The organism is uncultured Clostridium sp., assembly GCF_947036855.1.
Lineage (GTDB): Bacteria > Bacillota > Clostridia > Clostridiales > Clostridiaceae > Sarcina.
In genome coordinates this window covers 1-13,885 of record NZ_CAMQRY010000069.1, presented here as the reverse complement: position 1 = coordinate 13,885, position 13,885 = coordinate 1, and the positions used below count along the sequence as shown (strand labels likewise).

At 26.6% G+C, this 13,885-nt stretch carries 14 protein-coding genes; 5 read left to right on the top strand and 9 right to left on the bottom strand.

Features of this window, described 5'->3' with window-relative positions:
- From Q0V15_RS08295 to Q0V15_RS08285, 3 genes are all read right to left on the bottom strand, one after another.
- On the bottom strand, positions 1-1,374 hold a 1,374-nt coding region (locus Q0V15_RS08295; protein WP_297437887.1), incomplete at its 3' end, for a hypothetical protein.
- Complete coding sequence (locus tag Q0V15_RS08290; RefSeq protein WP_297437885.1) at positions 1,352-2,050, bottom strand: response regulator transcription factor; 699 nt, start codon at positions 2,048-2,050, stop codon at positions 1,352-1,354. The genes Q0V15_RS08290 and Q0V15_RS08295, both read right to left, overlap by 23 nt.
- 87 nt (positions 2,051-2,137) lie before the next feature.
- Complete coding sequence (locus Q0V15_RS08285) at positions 2,138-4,579, bottom strand: histidine kinase dimerization/phospho-acceptor domain-containing protein (protein ID WP_297437883.1); 2,442 nt, start codon at positions 4,577-4,579, stop codon at positions 2,138-2,140.
- A 294-nt stretch (positions 4,580-4,873) separates the two neighbouring features.
- Here Q0V15_RS08285 and Q0V15_RS08280 point away from each other — a divergent pair, with 294 nt between their 5' ends.
- Together Q0V15_RS08280 and Q0V15_RS08275 are read left to right on the top strand one after the other, a co-directional pair.
- Positions 4,874-5,365 carry a DUF2975 domain-containing protein gene (locus Q0V15_RS08280; protein WP_297437881.1) on the top strand — a complete coding sequence of 164 codons (492 nt, stop codon included), beginning with the start codon at positions 4,874-4,876 and terminating at the stop codon, positions 5,363-5,365.
- A 13-nt stretch (positions 5,366-5,378) separates the two neighbouring features.
- Positions 5,379-5,603 (top strand): helix-turn-helix transcriptional regulator, encoded by a 225-nt coding sequence (locus tag Q0V15_RS08275; RefSeq protein ID WP_297437879.1) that lies wholly within the window; start codon positions 5,379-5,381, stop codon positions 5,601-5,603.
- Between the two features lie 54 nt (positions 5,604-5,657).
- Here Q0V15_RS08275 and pnuC read toward each other — a convergent pair whose 3' ends face one another.
- Positions 5,658-6,485, bottom strand: coding sequence for a nicotinamide riboside transporter PnuC (pnuC, locus tag Q0V15_RS08270; protein ID WP_297437876.1), 828 nt, complete (start codon positions 6,483-6,485; stop codon positions 5,658-5,660).
- 41 nt (positions 6,486-6,526) lie between these two features.
- Positions 6,527-6,922, bottom strand: coding sequence for a cytidine deaminase (locus tag Q0V15_RS08265; protein ID WP_297437875.1), 396 nt, complete (start codon positions 6,920-6,922; stop codon positions 6,527-6,529).
- 223 nt (positions 6,923-7,145) lie between these two features.
- Here Q0V15_RS08265 and Q0V15_RS08260 point away from each other — a divergent pair, with 223 nt between their 5' ends.
- A complete protein-coding gene (locus Q0V15_RS08260; protein WP_297437873.1) occupies positions 7,146-7,463 on the top strand; it encodes a hypothetical protein in 318 nt (105 codons plus the stop codon).
- 40 nt (positions 7,464-7,503) lie between these two features.
- Here the strand turns inward: Q0V15_RS08260 and Q0V15_RS08255 are convergent, their stop codons facing one another.
- The 4 genes from Q0V15_RS08255 to Q0V15_RS08240 all read right to left on the bottom strand — a co-directional run bounded on the left by Q0V15_RS08255 (position 7,504) and on the right by Q0V15_RS08240 (position 11,982).
- Positions 7,504-9,468 carry an FtsX-like permease family protein gene (locus Q0V15_RS08255; protein ID WP_297437871.1) on the bottom strand — a complete coding sequence of 655 codons (1,965 nt, stop codon included), beginning with the start codon at positions 9,466-9,468 and terminating at the stop codon, positions 7,504-7,506.
- A gap of 2 nt (positions 9,469-9,470) precedes the next feature.
- Positions 9,471-10,139, bottom strand: a complete 669-nt coding sequence (locus Q0V15_RS08250; protein WP_297437869.1) for an ABC transporter ATP-binding protein — start codon at positions 10,137-10,139, stop codon at positions 9,471-9,473.
- A gap of 131 nt (positions 10,140-10,270) precedes the next feature.
- A complete protein-coding gene (locus tag Q0V15_RS08245; RefSeq protein ID WP_297437867.1) occupies positions 10,271-11,317 on the bottom strand; it encodes a sensor histidine kinase KdpD in 1,047 nt (348 codons plus the stop codon).
- Entirely contained in the window at positions 11,302-11,982 is a 681-nt protein-coding gene (locus tag Q0V15_RS08240; RefSeq protein ID WP_297437865.1) for a response regulator transcription factor, read from the bottom strand. Before Q0V15_RS08240 ends, Q0V15_RS08245 begins: the two co-directional genes overlap by 16 nt.
- A gap of 221 nt (positions 11,983-12,203) precedes the next feature.
- Here Q0V15_RS08240 and Q0V15_RS08235 point away from each other — a divergent pair, with 221 nt between their 5' ends.
- The gene (locus tag Q0V15_RS08235) at positions 12,204-12,983 is read left to right on the top strand and encodes an EFR1 family ferrodoxin (RefSeq protein WP_297437863.1); all 780 of its coding nucleotides are present in this window, start codon (positions 12,204-12,206) and stop codon (positions 12,981-12,983) included.
- 492 nt (positions 12,984-13,475) lie between these two features.
- The gene (locus tag Q0V15_RS08230) at positions 13,476-13,823 is read left to right on the top strand and encodes a helix-turn-helix domain-containing protein (RefSeq protein ID WP_297437861.1); all 348 of its coding nucleotides are present in this window, start codon (positions 13,476-13,478) and stop codon (positions 13,821-13,823) included.
- Positions 13,824-13,885: the final 62 nt, after the last annotated feature.

Below are 13,885 nucleotides of genomic sequence, written 5' to 3'. Positions count from 1 at the left end.
ACCATTAAACTTTAAAAATCTAAATATATTAATCTTCTTTAAAATCCATATATCTACTGCATATCTCCTCTTAAAACCATAATCAATTACATACGCTATATCTGTTATAAGCATTATATATTCTATACATAATATAATAGTAAGTAATATTGTATATGGTAATATTATATCTCTAATATATAAAGTCCTTGTAAATAGCATAGTTAAAAGTATTAAAGCCCCTGTAAACACTCCTATGTTAATCAAAACTGGAGTTTTTCTATGAATAAACATAAAAGGTGATTTACTAAATTTCATAAAAATTGCTATAAGCAATATAGTTACTAACCCTAGTCCAACTAACACTTCATTAGTTCCTATCAAATTACTTTCAGCCTCTTCTATTTTTTCTATATAAGCAGTACTGAAATCCTTACTAAATAAAATTTCTTTATCTACAAATATTTTAATAGTTGCATATTCTCCATATAACTTTTTAACCATTTTACCTGTATTTTCTAAACTTTTTATATCGCTATTATACATCCCATTAAATTCTTTACCTTTAATATCTATATAAGTAGGTCCTACTACATCTTTATCAATTTGAATATCATACATCTTTGTATTTGCTCCATAATTATAACTATTAATACGTGTTGGATATTCATATCCATCTGCATCTGCATTTATATTTATAGCATACGTAAAGATACTATTCTTTTCTACTTCACCTTTATTTTCTATAATTTCATCTGCTAACTCTAAAAATTCTTTATTTTTTTTCATTTCAATTTCTAAATTTTCTAAAACTATATCATGTTCTTTTAATTTTTTATTTCTTTCTACTTTTATTGAATCTATAAGATTACTCTCTGATTCAACAGATATTAAAGGTATTATAGCCTCGTAAATATAATTTATTTGTTCTTTATACTTATCTTCTGCTTCTTTATTATACTTTTCCTTGTTCTCTTCTAATAAAATTTCAAATTTCAAAATATTTTCTTCTGATAAATACACCTTTAGTTCTTCAATAAAATCTAACATTGTATTCTCAAACATTGTTTTATAAACTTTTTCTTTCATTTCTCCATTATCTAACTGTTCTTTTGCTAAGTTTATTCCCTTTACAAACTCACTTTCATTATCCTTATATGCTTGTGATATAACCATTTCTGTGACTAAGTCAACTTCCTTATTTGCTTCACTTTTAAAGTCTTCATCTAATAAATAACCCTTTGCAGTCATATACCTATAATCATCATTAAATACTGTTATTGAACATATTGCAACGATTATTAATGCTATACTTGATAATACAAACAGAACTATCTTTTTTATCATTTTTTCTTTTTTATTTTTAACTTCACTATCCTTGAATTTTGTATCCAATACCCCACACCACCTTTAAATATCTTGGTTCTTTAGGATTAATCTCTATCTTCTCTCTAATCCTTCTAACATGAACTGTAACTGTATCAGCATTTATTGCTGGTTCATTCCAAACCTTCTCATATATCTCTTCAATAGAGAATACCCTACCTTTATTACTCATAAGAAGTGATAATATTTTATATTCAAGTGGTGTTATTTTTACATAATCACCATCAACTTTAAGTTCTTTTCTTGATGTATTTAGCTCAAGTCCCCCTATTTTATAAACATCTGGAGTTTCAACTATTACTTTAGATGAATAACTTCTATATCTTCTAAGTTGTGACCTTACTCTTGCCATAAGTTCTAGTGGACTAAATGGTTTAGTTAAGTAATCATCTGCCCCTATATTAAGCCCTAAAATTTTATCTGTATCTTCTGACTTTGCTGATAAAATTATAACTGGAAGCTCTCTTTCTTCTCTAATTTTTGCAAGAGTTCTTATTCCATCAAGCTTTGGCATCATTACATCTAATATAATTAAATCTATATCATCATTTTTTTCTAGAACATCTAATGCCTCTATCCCATCATAAGCAGTACATACTTTGTACCCCTCACTTGTAAGGTATATCCCTATTGCACTTGCAATCTCAACCTCATCATCAACTACTAATACCTTAAAATTATTCATTATTTTTCCCCCTTAAAATTCTGTAACGTACATACTTTAAATTCACTAAACTCAGATATAGCTTCCTACATCTAAATTTAGTTTTAATTATTTCTTTTCAAAAATCACTTTAACTTTAAACAAATCACCATCTATTGCTATATCAAGTGTCCCACCTTGAAGTTCTACAAGGCTATTAGCTATTGCAAGTCCAAGACCTGACCCCTCAGTATGTCTTGATGCATCTGCTCTTTTAAACCTTTCCTTAAGTTCTGATGGATCACAATTTAGTTCATATCCTGACATATTTTTAATCTCAAAAACTACTTTATCCTTGTACTCTCTAAGCTCTATATAAACCCTACTATTATCCATAGAATATTTAATAGCATTACCTATAAGATTTTCAAAAACTCTCCAAAGTTTTGCACCATCAAGGTCAAGATTAACTTTCCCCTCTGGGATATTAATCTTAAAATCAAGTGTTGAATCATCAATTTTTTCCTTAAACTCTGCAAAAGCTTGTCTTAAAACTGAAACCATATCAATATTCTCAATATTTAAAATTATATTTCCTGTTGAAGCCTTTGAAGCCTCAAATAAATCTTCAATTAAAGCTTTTAACCTCTTTGATTTATTATCTAAAATTCTTAAATACTCTTCTCTGTCAACCTCTGATATATCATCTACTTTAAGTAAATCAACATAGTTAATTATAGAAGTAAGAGGAGTTTTTAAATCATGTGATACATTTGTTATAAGTTCAGACTTCATTCTTTCACTTTTAAGTTCATCTTCAACTGCAACTTTAAAACCATTATCAATACTTGCTATATTCTCTCTTAAAAGAGTAAGTTCTCTAAGCTCTGCACTTCTAAACTCCACATCAAAATCTCCATTTGCAATATTATCAATAATTCTATCAATATCAGCAATATCATTTTGTATTTTTCTAAGTTTTATCCCCTGATAAAGATGTACTACAATCATAATGATTGGTCCTATAACTGCCATAATTGATATAACCCACTTAGGCCAATAATTTAAAATCCAATGACTACTTCCATAATAATTATCTGAGAATCTAAATAAAGTATCCAAAGCAAAGAACCCAGAAACTATAATAGTAATAGCACCAAAAACAATTCCTGAAATATATACTATTCGTAAAACTTTATCTCCATTTTTAAGATTCTTAGAAAATATACTCTCTCTAAGTTTTTGAATATTCATGCCTTTCTTCTTACTTTTCACTCTCTTTTCTTTAATAAATCTCTTTTTAAAACCATGATTAACTATATAAGCAATATCACTTGAAATTAAAATTCCTGCTAAAATATAATAACCTACTACCACTGCTACTACTACATACATAACACCCCATACATACCTAAATACAATTGCTACTACACTCATAAGAATAATACTTCCCCATAAAAGTACTATATGAATATTTCTTTCTCTATAAAATTCAAAAAACTTATTTTCATATTTTTTTATCCCTATAAATACACCTGCTATTAAAATCAAAACACTAACTATAAACTTTAAAATCAAACTAACATTACTCATATTATAAATATCACTATAAGCACCTGTTATAAAAGCCTCTCTATCTGCTACAATTCTCACTATATAATTTTTATCTACAGTAAATGTATTAGTTAATTCATTTAATTTTTCTAACTCCACACCTACATATTCATTTATCGTATTAGTTCTAGTAGTATACTCTCTTCTATGACTTGCTTCATTTACTTGATAATATACATAATTAGCAGTCATTTCACTAGATTTCATACCTATATGCGTTAATTTTTCAGCTTTAACACTTTCATTTGAAGATGCATACACACCACCCAAAGGATCAACTATTTCAATTGTATATTTATTATGAAGTGGAAGTTCACCCTTAGCATCTATAATAGACTCTACAAGTTCATATTTTTTATTTAACATTTTAATTGCTTCATCTCTTTCCTCTACTAAAGGCTCATTTAACTCCTTAAGTTCTTCACTTAAAATATTCATAGCATCTATCTTATCTTGTGAAAGACCTACTTCTTTAGCATAATCAAATATCATCTGATATAATCTTTCATAATGTGATAAATCTATATATAAATCAGTAGTAGCCATATATTGTTGTAAGTCTTTATTCTCTTTCTCAGATAAAACACTCATAAACTCTTCTTCATAATCTGCTCCAAGTTTATTTCTCTCTACTAAGTATTTGTTTTCATGCTTAAAAATTTCTTCTTTTTTATTAGCCTTAATATTTCTTGTAAAATTACTTTTATCCTTCTTATATAAAATAGCTAAAATATCTTTGTCTAATTCTTTAATCTCTTCAGAAAATACATCTCCAAACTCTTTGCTAAAAAAATAAGACTCTTCTTTCCCTGTTATTTCATATCCAATAGCTTTACTATATAAACTACCAGCTATAACACTAATAACTAAACTTATTACAAGAAATAATATTAAACTTTTCCCTGTAAGTCCTAACCTATCTAAAGCATCACTAATTTTCCCCTTAATTTTCACCACGTTTACTCAACACCCCTTAAATAAATTTCATCCCCTAAATATTTAATATTAAATAAATTATATCAATCAAATACCATATTTCTTTAAATATTCCTTTAACTTATAATTAAATAATACAATTTAAAACTTACAAGCCTCTTTCTAAATTTCTTACAAATTTCTAAAATTTTCTAATTATTTTGTTAGAAAAATATACTTTCTTGCATTCCCTCTTATATCCCTCGTTTTTATTTATTGACAAACGATAATCTTTTGTTGTATTATTACACTATAATTAATATACGAGGTGGCTAAATGAAAAGTAATACAACGACAAAAATACTAAACATAGTTTTAATAATAGGAATAGTTGCTACTATACTTATAATGCTTGGAGCACCTTTTATAATGGGTTCAGCTCTTAAAGTACTAGAACTTCCACTTGATAATACTGCTATGTTCTATTCTTTACTTGCAGCATTTTATATCTGTGCAATTCCTTACCTTGTTGCATTATTTAAACTAAGAACTCTTACAGGTCTTGTTTCAAATAACACTCCATTCGTAAGAAAAAGTGTAACTTCATTAAAAACTATCTCAATTTGTGCTTTTTTAGAAATAATACTATTCATATTAAGTACAAATATAATAAAATATATATTTGAGGAGTTTGATGGAGTTTTATTAACTACGCCAATAATTCTTATTGGATTTATGTGTGTAACACTAGGACTTCTATTTGCAGTTTTAGCAAAATTATTTAAAAGTGCAATAGAACTTAAAGAAGAAAATGATATGACAATTTAAAAGGAGAGATATTATGCCGATACTTGTAAACCTTGATGTAATGATGGCAAAAAGAAAAATTAGCTCAACAGACTTATCTGGAAAGCTTGGAATAACAATGGCTAATCTTTCTATTCTAAAAAATAACAAAGCTAAAGCTGTTAGATTTTCAACACTTAATGCTATTTGTACAATTTTAGATTGTCAGCCAGGTGATATACTAGAACATGTAGAAGAAAATGACCCAAGACTAAAATAGTCTTAGGTCATTTTTTTATTGATTTAAATTTCTTATTTATATTATCTAATTAAATTAAGCTTCTCTGATTCCACCATGTTCTTCATTTGCATTTCTTTCTTTATACATTTTTCTCCATAAGTAGAATCCATAAATAGCTCCTACTCCATATTGTATCCAGTTAAGTGCTCCTGATAAATCTCCAACTAATGCTGGACCTGTAAATGTTTTTGTAAGAATTAAACTTTTTATAAATAATACAGCTCCAATATTACAGAATATCCAGAACCACCATTGTTCTATATATCTTTTTGATGTTAAGAACATTGCCATTACTGTTATAACAGTAGTTAATGAATCTATTATTGCACTTGGATCTGGTGCTATCATTTTCCCACCAAATATAGCGTGAATAATTTCTGGTAAGTAAATTAAGAATATATAATATATTCCCCATAAAATTAAAAGTCCTATAATAGCTACAATCCAATGAATAAGCTTAAATCTTTTGATTTCTATTTTATTATCAGTTGATTTAGACATACTTTTTTTCCAAGCAATAAGTCCACCTATTTGAATAGGTAATAATAAAAGTATATTTTGTATTACTTGTCCATATAATGCACCTTTGTATGCAATCCAAGCATAAGTAACTGTATTTATAATTAAAAATAAATAAACTATGATTTCTCCTCTTGCTTGATATATAGATGTTAAAACTCCTGTAACTGAACAAATTAAACCTATAATTGCTAATGCTGAAAATAATCCACTTACTTTTGTTCCCAATAAAAGAGGACTAAGAAATGAAAATATACTCGCTAAAATAAATATTACTAAGAACCATCGTTGGAAAGTACTTAATGATGCCCAAACACCTTTCTTTTTGTTACTTGCTTCCATAATAAAACTCCTTTGAACTATATTTTTTAATAAATTGTTATTTACTCAAGGTCTTTTTTAGTAAATGCACCAGGCATTACCTCACTAAAAGTTTTCTCTAAGTAATCCTTTTCATTTTTTACTATATAAATCATAATATCATCTTGAACAAACTCACTTATGACTTGTCTACACATTCCACAAGGATATGTATATCCATTTGTATCTCCTATTAAAGCTAATGCCTTTAACTTTTTATTTCCATTAGATACTCCACTAAAAATTGCCGTTCTCTCAGCACACATAGTTGCTCCATATGATGCATTCTCAATATTACATCCTGTGTATATCTTTCCATCCTCAAAAAGTGCTGCTGCTCCAACTTTAAAATCTGAATAAGGACAATACGCATTTTCTCTAGCTAATATTGCTTCTTTTATAAGATTTCCTGTATTCATAAAAAAACATCTCCTTTTTTTTGTTAGCATTAATTCTCATATTGCTTTTATACTACGCCTTATTTCTTCAATCATCTTTGTAAAGCGTTTACATTTTTCTTTCAAAACAGAAACATCTTACTATAATAAATATAATGTTCTATTAATTGTAGTAAATTCTATATTATTCTCATACGATAATATAAATTAGAAAACATATTATCATATAAAAGGAGATATTTTTATGATTATGAGAATAATGCTAATCTTTATGATAGCTATAATACTGCTTTCTATACTTAGTATTATAGGACTTTTCATTTTGAAGCCACCACCAGAAGGTACAACTATGTATATATATTTTTTTACATTTTTTCTTATACTTCTAACTATTTCAGTAACTGCACTACCTAAAAATTTTATATGGCAAAGACTACTTTTATTTAGTTTTTACCCAATTTCACTTAGTTCAGCATATCTCTACTTTAGGATGAATAAAGTTTTATATTCTAAGATTATTCTTTTTGTAATTTTCTTAGTTAGCCTTTTATTTTTTTTATAAAAAATGAGTAGATGAAATTTTCACCTACTCATTTCTTGTATTAATCTTCTTTAATTCTTTCAACTATACTTTCATCTTTACTTATTTTAGAAAGTACAAAACTTGGTATATACACAACAAAAATCCCTATTATAAATAAAATGAAGATTATTGTAGCAATATAAGCTGGAAAATTAACTCCACCATATATAGGAACCATTATTGGCGCTAAAAATGTTGCTATAAGTCCTAGTGGAATTATAAATATAGCTGTAAGTCCTAGTATATACATCCCCTCATATCTTAGTAATTTTTTCTGCTCTTTCTTTGTCATTCCAATAGCTTCAAGCATTGCAAATTCTCTTTTTCTAACTAATAAATCACTTAATGTACTGTTTAGAATATTAAGAATTGCCATAGTTCCAAATATTATACTTGCAAGTCCTGTTCCAAAAAGTATTGAACTTTTCAGACTTGAAACACCATCTATATAATGATTTTTACTACTTTGAGAATAACCTGAACCTTTAATTATCTCTTCTATTTGTTTTTCTACTAATTTTTCTTTTTCATCTTCAATATCAATATCCATAGAACTTATAACCACATTTTCTTTTCCAAATAGCTCTATAAGTCTATTTTCTTCCATCGTTATAGTTCCAAGATTTGATACTAAACCATTACTATCCATCTCTTCTACTATTGCCATAACCTCAAACTTTTCTTTTATAGTCTTTAGGTTATTATTTTTATCCTTAATAGTCATTTCAAGTTCTACAATATCCCCAGCTTCTATACCATTTTCTATTTTATTTTCTGCTCTATTTATGATAATATACTTTCCACTTTTAAACTTTTCTTCATCTACTCTTCCACCTACTAATCTAAACCTATCAGTATTTTGTTTTAAATTCTTCCTATTTATTCCTTTTACAGACATTGAAATCCCATAATCTTCATCTATATTTATATAATATCCTCTTTTATAATATTCAAATTCTTTCAAAAGTTCTGGTGTTGCCTTTATATTTATACTTTCACTACTTCCAAATGGATTTACGCCTCTAAATCCGATGGTTGTATCAAATATTTCTATTCCACCAATATCCTTTATTTTTTCAAAAATATCTTCATTAAGTTCATTACCGCTATGCCTATCTATGTCTATTCTATTATCTCTCATATTATATCTCGCTGCATGTGCTTCTACATCAAGACCAACTCCCATTATTATAGTTAAAACTACAAGTATTGAACTTATTGATATTGATAAAACTGATATTATAACCTTTGTTTTATTTTTAAGTATATTATAAAGTGCCATATTTTTTAGTTTTGCACCTTTTTTTCTTTTCTTTATAATTACTTTTTTATTTCTCTTAGTTTTCTTTTTATTAGCTACTCTTAAATCATTTGAATTATAATTTAAAGCTTCAACTCCTGATATTTTACCAGCTATTTTTGATGGTTTATTTATGCTTATTAAAACTGTTATATAAGTAAATATTAATGCTCCTAAATATGGTATCATACTAAACTCTGCTTTAATATATTCTTCAAGTGCTGTTTCTCTAAATAAAATTGTGGTAAGAATAGTTCCTATAATTCCACCAATTACAAAGCCTATTGGTACCGCTATAGCTAAAAGCTTCATTGCCCAATTATATATAAGCTTTTTAATTTGCTTAAATGTCATACCAACAATTTTAAGTTGTCCATAAACCCTAATATCCTTTATAACTGATATATAAAAAATATTATATACTATAAGATATCCACTAACTGAAACAAGTAAAATACAAAATATAATAGCAAAAACAGTTCCTATATTCATACTTCCAAACCTTTGAGTAGCAATAGTATATGCCTCATTTGCCCTTATTACATTTATCCCTACTACAGAAACTATTGTAAGTAAAATTGTTGTTAGAGATATTGCTAAAATAGTAATTATATTTTTAGATTTATTATAAGTAAAAATTTTTGAACTTAATTTTTTCAACCCGTTATTATTTCCTGATATCATAATTATTTACCTCCAACAATTTTTCCGTCTTCGATTCTGATTATTCTATCAGCCATACCTGCAACAGATTCATTGTGTGTAATCATAATTATAGTTTGTGAGTATTTTCTACTTGTAGCTTTTAACAACCCTAAAACTTCAAGTTCTGTTTTTGTATCTAGGTTCCCTGTTGGTTCATCTGCTAAAATTATTGATGGCTTTGTTACGAGTGCTCTAGCTATTGCCACTCTCTGCTTTTGTCCTCCTGATAAATTATTTACAAGCTCATACATCTTATTTTTAATTCCAAGTGTATTTATAACTTCATCTACAAAACTTTTATCAAGAATATCCCCATCAAGTTCAAGTGGTAATACTATATTTTCATAAGCATTTAAAATTGGCACAAGATTATAACTTTGAAATATAAACCCTATATTCCTTCTTCTAAATATAGTTAATTCTTCTTCATTCATTGATGAAATATTTTTTCCCTCAATCATTATTTCCCCACTACTAGCTATATCAAGCCCACCTAAAATATTTAAAAGTGTACTTTTTCCTGAACCAGAAGTTCCAACTATTGCAACAAACTCACCCTTCTCTATTTTTACATCAACCCCATCTAATGCTTTAACTGTTGATTCACCCTCACCATAATATTTTTTTAAATTTACTCCCTCTAAAATCATATCTAAATCCTCCTAATAATTTTTTAATATCCATTTCTTTAATATCATTATAATATTCAAAGCCTATTTATCTCCTCACAGACCTGTTATAATCACAGACTTTAATATCACAACTTTGTTATATTTCAAAATTATTTAGAATTTAAAAGATATATAGAAAACTTTGTATGCTTTCCATATACTGATTCTACTTTTATAAATCCACCTTGCCTTTCTACTATATCTCTTGAAAGATATAACCCCACTCCAACACCTTCTATATTTCTTGATGATTCACATCTGAAAAATCTTTTAAAGATATTATTTAAATCTTCTATTTTAATTCCAATCCCTTGATTTTCAATTGAAATACAAGTAAATATATCTCCCTTTTCTACCTTTATACTTATAATTGATTCTTCATCAGAGTATTTTACAGCATTATCAACTATGTTATAGATAGCTTCCTCAGTCCATTTTTTATCATAGTAAATATTTATATCATCTTCAAAATCTACTTCAATTTCAATATCTCTATCCATTGTTTTTATATAAACCTGTCCTATAATAGATGCAATAGTATCTTTTAAACTATTACTCTCACTCTTAATATCAATAGCTCCTGTTTCAAGTCTTGAAAGCTTAACAAGTCCTTTTGTAAGCCAGTCTATTTTTTCAATTTGCTCTCCCATAAGTACTAAAAACTTATCTCTTTCTAATTTAGAAAGTTCTCTACTTATCATTGTTTCATTATAAATTTTAATATTAGCCATTGGAGTTTTAACTTGATGTGATATATCTCCTATAAGTCCTTTTACAGATTCTTTTTCAGATAAACAACTTTTATTTATAGCTTCAAACCTTTCAAATAACAATTTAAATTTACCCTCTATCTTTGAAACTAAAGTTTCCTTATTTAAATTAAACTCAATATCATTCTTTGCTATTATAGAATTTATAATAAATATTACTCTATCAGATAAGTGAACTATTTCAGTTCTCAAAATTTTAAAAATAAAAATATTTATACATAAGCCTGTTATAATAAATATGCTAAATATAATTTTCAGCATATCTAAATTAACATTTAACTTTTTTTCTAAATCATAAATATAACTCATTATCCCTATGGCTAAAATAAGTTTTATCAAAATTAATATTCCTACTTTTCTAAATCCACCATTTATTTTACGTTCCATATATACCCCATTCCATAAACAGTCTTTATAAACTTTGGCTTTTTAGGATTATCTTCTAACTTTCCACGAAGTCTATTAATATTTACTGTTAAAGTATGTTCTTCAACAAATTCTATATCATCATTCCAAAGTTTACTTAAAAGATTTTCCCTAGTTAAAACCTGCCCTTTATTCTCCATAAAAATTTTCATTATTTTAAACTCTGTTGGTGCTAAAACAATATATTCTTCATTTTTCATCAAATTAAAATTTTCTAAATCTAACGTAAATTCTCCTGTTACTATATTACTTTCAACTTTTGACATCTGACTTCTTCTAAGTACTGCTTGTATCCTCTGATTTAAAATTGATACACTAAAAGGCTTAATTATATAATCATCTCCACCAACCTTAAAACCTATAACTTGATCTACCTCTAAATCACAAGCTGTTAAAAATATTATTGGAGTATCTGAACCACATCTAACATCTTTACAAAAATCAAATCCACTTCCATCTGGTAAATTTACATCAAGTAAAATTAAATCTATATTATTTTCCTTATATATCTTTTTCCCCTCTAAAATAGATGTAGCACTAAAACATATAAAACCATCTATCTCTAAATTAAACTTAACACCATTATTTATTCCTAAATCATCTTCTATAATTAAAATATTACTCATAAATCCTCCTATAAACTCTTATACTTACATAATACTTCAAATATTCTTCTAGGTAAATATTCCCATTTTGTTAAATTACGATTAATTATGAACAATTCCCCATTACTTTGATTTAATTTTCAAGTATAATATAAATTATCTAAGGTTTGCTGTTTAAACTTGTATATAAGCATCTTTAAATTAACCCTAGATTTATGGAATTTAAATATTGGAGGCTAGACATGAACACAGAAATTTATTTTTTCTCTGGTACAGGGAATTCTCACTATATAGCAAAAACACTTGCAGATGGACTTGAAAACTCAACACTTATACATATTCCATCACTTGATTTATCAAAAGAAATACATTCAGAGGCAGATGTTATAGGAATTGTTTTTCCTATATACTTCTATGATGCACCTGATATTATAAAAAGATTTTTGGATAAACTTAGAGTGGAAAGAACTGCATATGTTTTTTTATATGAAAACTTTGGTGGTAATGGTGGTAATGCTATTGCTAACTGTAATAAAATACTTTCAAAAAATTCAGTTAAACTAGGAAATTATTTTTCAATACAACTTCCTGATAACTGTGTTTTATTTAAACAAACAAAAGCTAAAAATGATGCTCTTTTAAATGCATCTCTAAAAAAACTTGCTTCTGCAATTGCTCATATTAAAAACTTTAGGACTAAACTAATACCAAAAACTAAATTTAAATATTCTATTATGAGTAATGGAAAACTTAAAAATTTATCTGTATCAATGATGAAATTCAAAGAATTTAAAGTTGAGATTGATAATTGTACAAGTTGTGGACTTTGTGAAAAAGTATGTCCTGTTAATAATATCAAAATGGAAGGTTCACATCCTAAATTTGAAAGTAACTGTGAAATGTGCTTTGCTTGTATACATTATTGCCCTAGTGCATGTATAAAGCATGGAATGATAAAAAAGAAAAAAAATTATCAATATCATAATCCTAATTTATCTATGATAGAGGTAATTAATAAATAGAACAAAATCAAAAGAAACTAGAATGGATATGGAACTCCATTTCTAGTTTCTTTTATATTAAGCACTTTTAGACAAATTTATTGATTTGAGTTTTGATTCTAGTTATTGATTTGAGTATTTTTAGTTTTACTTTTACTTTTACTTAAATTGAAAAGTTTATTTGTTTTATTTTTTATATCACTCCTCACCTTTAATTCAAGCATATTTTGTAAACTTTAATATTCTTAATTATAATTTTTTATTTATTATCTTTGCGGTACATTTATTATTATATATCTATAAAAAACTTTTAAAAAGAAGGCACTTTTTAGTGGTATAGTTACCAAAAGGTAAGTATTAAGTAATTCCAACACCTCTAGGCTTTTCTTTTTTTCAAAAAATTTTTAAATCCTATTTTTTTATAAAGCTTCTTTGTTTATTCCAAATTTTAGTTTTTTGTAAAGGCTTAAATTTTGTTATAATGATATATAGTTAATAAAAGGATGTGATTAAATGCCTGCTGATAGAAATAATAAAGTTAGTTGTGGTAGTTATAGATGTGAGATAGAAGTTACACTTGAAATCTTAAGTGGAAAATGGAAATCATTACTTCTTTGGAATTTAGGGCAACATGCTCCTATAAGATTTAATGAATTTAAAACTATAATTCCTGAAGTAAGTCAAAAAATGCTAACTCAACAACTTCGTGATTTAGAAAAAAATCATATAGTACATAGAAAAGTATATAATCAAGTGCCTCCTATGGTAGAATATTCTCTTACTGAAACTGGACTTGCACTTATGCCTATACTTGAGAGTATGGATATATGGGGAAAGAACTTTGTTAAAGACTTTCACTAAAAGAAAGCTAGAATTTATTACTGTTTATATAGTAGTAAATTCTAGCTTTTATCTTATATTTA

Coding starts and splice junctions, on each gene's coding strand:
- Q0V15_RS08290 (WP_297437885.1), bottom strand. CDS start 2,050: ATGAATAATTTTAAGGTATTAGTAGTTGATGATGAGGTTGAGATTGCA.
- Q0V15_RS08280 (WP_297437881.1), top strand. CDS start 4,874: ATGAAAAGTAATACAACGACAAAAATACTAAACATAGTTTTAATAATA.
- Q0V15_RS08275 (WP_297437879.1), top strand. CDS start 5,379: ATGCCGATACTTGTAAACCTTGATGTAATGATGGCAAAAAGAAAAATT.
- pnuC (WP_297437876.1), bottom strand. CDS start 6,485: ATGGAAGCAAGTAACAAAAAGAAAGGTGTTTGGGCATCATTAAGTACT.
- Q0V15_RS08265 (WP_297437875.1), bottom strand. CDS start 6,922: ATGAATACAGGAAATCTTATAAAAGAAGCAATATTAGCTAGAGAAAAT.
- Q0V15_RS08260 (WP_297437873.1), top strand. CDS start 7,146: ATGATTATGAGAATAATGCTAATCTTTATGATAGCTATAATACTGCTT.
- Q0V15_RS08255 (WP_297437871.1), bottom strand. CDS start 9,468: ATGATATCAGGAAATAATAACGGGTTGAAAAAATTAAGTTCAAAAATT.
- Q0V15_RS08250 (WP_297437869.1), bottom strand. CDS start 10,139: ATGATTTTAGAGGGAGTAAATTTAAAAAAATATTATGGTGAGGGTGAA.
- Q0V15_RS08245 (WP_297437867.1), bottom strand. CDS start 11,317: ATGGAACGTAAAATAAATGGTGGATTTAGAAAAGTAGGAATATTAATT.
- Q0V15_RS08240 (WP_297437865.1), bottom strand. CDS start 11,982: ATGAGTAATATTTTAATTATAGAAGATGATTTAGGAATAAATAATGGT.
- Q0V15_RS08235 (WP_297437863.1), top strand. CDS start 12,204: ATGAACACAGAAATTTATTTTTTCTCTGGTACAGGGAATTCTCACTAT.
- Q0V15_RS08230 (WP_297437861.1), top strand. CDS start 13,476: ATGCCTGCTGATAGAAATAATAAAGTTAGTTGTGGTAGTTATAGATGT.